At 62.2% G+C, this 3,463-nt stretch carries 5 protein-coding genes; all 5 read left to right on the plus strand.

Annotated elements, in window-relative coordinates; genetic code table 11:
* The first annotated feature begins 233 nt into the window (after positions 1-233).
* Positions 234-470, plus strand: a complete 237-nt coding sequence (locus ACWDTP_RS37945) for a YlcI/YnfO family protein (RefSeq protein ID WP_450028361.1) — start codon at positions 234-236, stop codon at positions 468-470.
* Positions 467-766 carry a type II toxin-antitoxin system PemK/MazF family toxin gene (locus ACWDTP_RS37950; protein ID WP_450028362.1) on the plus strand — a complete coding sequence of 100 codons (300 nt, stop codon included), beginning with the start codon at positions 467-469 and terminating at the stop codon, positions 764-766. Before ACWDTP_RS37945 ends, ACWDTP_RS37950 begins: the two co-directional genes overlap by 4 nt.
* An 848-nt stretch (positions 767-1,614) precedes the next feature.
* A complete protein-coding gene (ltrA, locus tag ACWDTP_RS37955; protein ID WP_450028363.1) occupies positions 1,615-2,988 on the plus strand; it encodes a group II intron reverse transcriptase/maturase in 1,374 nt (457 codons plus the stop codon).
* Between the two features lie 110 nt (positions 2,989-3,098).
* Complete coding sequence (locus ACWDTP_RS37960; RefSeq protein WP_450028364.1) at positions 3,099-3,332, plus strand: hypothetical protein; 234 nt, start codon at positions 3,099-3,101, stop codon at positions 3,330-3,332.
* A partial coding sequence (locus ACWDTP_RS37965; RefSeq protein ID WP_450028365.1) for a type II toxin-antitoxin system PemK/MazF family toxin occupies positions 3,284-3,463 on the plus strand: 180 nt, incomplete at its 3' end. The genes ACWDTP_RS37960 and ACWDTP_RS37965, both read left to right, overlap by 49 nt.

The raw sequence follows: 3,463 nt of genomic DNA on the forward strand, positions 1-3,463 counted from the left end.
CAGCAGCTTCGAGGGAGGCCCGCCCTTCTCGGCGGAGCCACACGGGTGGGGAATTTCGATGAGTGTCAGTGGGGAATTTCAGTGAGCGCGGTCACTATCTTCGGAACCGCTGTGTGTGTGGGGGGATTGGTTGGCACGTCGTCGCGCGGCTCTACCGCAACGTTGTTTGCTAGACCGCCCGCGGATCCGCCAATTTGGTAGCACTTCGCATCCCAAATCGGGACCATTGCGCTATGACTAAGCAGATTGCCGTCCGGCTTCCGGACGAGGTCGTCGAATTCATTGACAGGGAAGTGGACCAGCGGCACGTCGAGAGCCGCGCATCATTTGTACTCAAGGCACTCGAACGTGAGCGGCGCCGGCTGATCGCTGCCCGCGATGCAGCGATTCTCGCCAGGCGGACCACCGCAGGCGACGACTTCGATGCGCTCGCCGCTCATGCCTCCACCTTCGAACTGGATATCGATTGAGACCAATTCACGTCGCCCAGCTTGATAGGGCTCGGCCGGTTCTGATCCTGACTCGAGAACTCGTGCGGCCTCACCTGAGCAGAGTCACCGTCGCGCCGATCACTGGAACAGTTCGCGGCCCGTCGACTGAAGTTCCGGTAGGTGTGCGTAACGGGCTTGAGAGAGATTTCGTCGTCAGCGTCGACAACATCGTCACGATCCCGGTTGCGGCACTGGGGCGCCAGATCGGGTTCTTTCTTCCTGATCAAGAGGAATTGCTGACAGTGGCGATTCAGCACGCATTCGATCTCGACTGACAAGTAAGGACGTCTAGCCGTGCAGGTGGCCAATGCTGCATAGCAGGGAGCATTGACCCTCGACCAGAGAACGCGGCTGCGGCGGGCGGGCGACCGCCGCGAAATCGCCTGGGCGACTGGTGAACACGACGTACTTTACCGGTAACACGCCATATTCGATTCCGCCGTATTCCTTGTCGGGGCAGGCCGGCCGATCGGTACCGGCGCTTAGATGTAGACCCTGGGCGCCGTCCCACTCAAGGCGGGCGAGCAGGGTCCGGCACTCGAAGGCTGCCTGGCGGTCGTTTGCTGAACACGTGCGACGATCTGCCATCACTTGTGTCTACAATTCGTCTACACTGGTTCCATGTTGCGTCCTGAAAGTTGGACTGGACTAGCGGGTGTGAGTCCCGTCCCGGTAGGTACCGGAGCGCCGGGTAGCAGGCCCCGGTTCGTTGTGGAGACGCGGCGGGCTGAGCGGGGTGTCGAGAGCCTCTTTGGAGGGAGCAAGTGTGCGGGCCGTAGCGTTAAGCGAACTCTGCAGCCTCGTCACAGTCACAACGGAGGAGCCGAGCCGCTCATGTCACGGCGAAGGCCATGTCCGGCGAGCCCTGGTCCGGGGTTAGCTCGTCGGGTTCTTCCGGGGTACGGGAGGCGGCACGTGCACATAGTCTGGTTCGGAACAGGAGAGGCCCGTCTGCCTGGCCTTGTCGGGCAAAGACCAGGGGTATAAGCCGATGGTGAAATCCTTTGGAGGGCAGCGGGAGTCCGATGGGGTCGTAGTACCGCTGATCGGCGTGCAACATAACGCGTCGGGAGGAAAGGGCCCCAACTTTGATCATGCGCATGACGTGGGTAAGCATCAGGGCATGACCGAGGTGACTCGGTCCAACCACCCCGGCAAGCCATCGTTTGCCGTAGCTGACGAGGAGCCGTTGAGTTACTCGCCGGTGAAAGTGCGACAACTGCAACGGGCGCTATGGGCTGCGGCCAAGCAGTCGCAGGGTCGGCGTTTCCACGCTCTGTATGACCGTATCTACAGGGGTGACGTCCTGTGGGAGGCGTGGGAACGAGTGTGTGCGAACAGGGGTGCGGCCGGGGTGGATCGTGTCACCTTGGTTGCGGTGGAGGACTACGGCGTGGACCGCATGTTGCGTGAGTTGTGTCGTGATCTCCGCGAGGGTGTGTACCGTCCGGCGCCTGCGCGTCGGGTGGAGATCCCGAAACCACGTGGTGGTAAGCGGCCGTTGGGGATTCCTACGGTGCGAGACCGGGTGGCCCAGCAGGCGGCCAAGCTGGTGTTGGAACCCATTTTCGAGGCGGACTTTGCGCCGTGTTCGTATGGGTTCCGGCCGAAGCGGTCAGCGACGGCGGCGATGGAGCGGTTGCGTGCTGGCTTCATCGAGGGTGTCACCCACGTCGTGGAGTTTGATATCGCCGATTTCTTCGGCGAGATCGACCACGGCCGTCTGCTGGAATTGGTCGGTAGACGGGTCTCGGACCGGAGGGTGCTCAAACTGCTGCGGTTGTGGCTGCAGGCGGGGGTGTTGGTTGAGGGGGTGGTCCAGCGGACGGTCGCGGGCGCCCCACAGGGCGGGGTGATCTCGCCGTTGTTGGCCAACATTTTCCTGCACGTGCTCGACACCGAACTGACCCGACGCAATGTGGGTGAGTTGGTGCGCTACGCCGATGACGGCGTCGTGCTGTGCCGATCGAGAGCGCAGGCGGGAGCGGCATTGGAGGCGGTGGGAGAAATCCTGGCGTCGCTGGGACTGCGGCTGCATCCGGACAAGACGAAGGTGGTCGACCTGCGTGAGGGACGTGAGGGCCTGGATTTTCTGGGCTGTCATTTCCGGGCGCGCATGTCGGGGCGGTTGTGGGCACAGAAACGCATTGTGCGTTACTACCTGCACCGCTGGCCCAGCCAGACGGCCATGTCTCGGTTGCGGGGCAAGGTTCGTGAGCGCACCGGCAGCAATCGGGTCGGGTTGGACATCCGCATCATCATCGCGGAGCTGACTCCGATCTTGCGTGGTTGGGGCAACTATTTTCGTACCGGTAATGCCGCTGAGAAGTTCACTCAGATCGACCGGTACGTGGTGTGGCGGTTGTTCCGCTTGATGGTCAAGAAGCGGGGCCGCAACCTGCGTGCTGGGCAGGCTGATCAGTGGACTGAAGAGTGGTTTAACGGGCACGGCCTGCACCGCCTGCGAGGCACCATCCGTTACCCGAGGGCAGCGTAACCATGTCAAGAAGATCATCGGTAAGCCGTGTGCGGGAAAACCGCACGCACGGATTGAAAGGGGGATGGGGAAACGGATCCGCATTGCGGACACCGCGCCCCTGACTACCAATGGCAGCAGAAACCACAACTGTCCGAGTTCGCCGTCCCGATTCTGAGCGGCTGCAATCTCTAGCCAAGGCTCGTCAAACCGCCGTCGTCGACGTCGTGCACGCAGCGATCGACGCCTTGGAAAGGCAGGAATTCTTGCGGGGGCTCAACGGGGATTACCAACGCCTGCGCAACAACCCCGAACTGTGGGAGCAATACCTGGCCGAGCGCCACGACTGGGATGCACTGGCTTGATCTGGCGAGGCGAGGTCTACCACGTCGATCTCGGCCAGCCAATCGGAGACGGGCCAGCCTTTCATCGCCCGGCGGTGGTGGTGTCGGTCGACATTCTCAACAATGGACCAGGCGGTCTGGTAGTCGTCGTA

The organism is Mycobacterium sp. NPDC003449 (assembly GCF_053588415.1).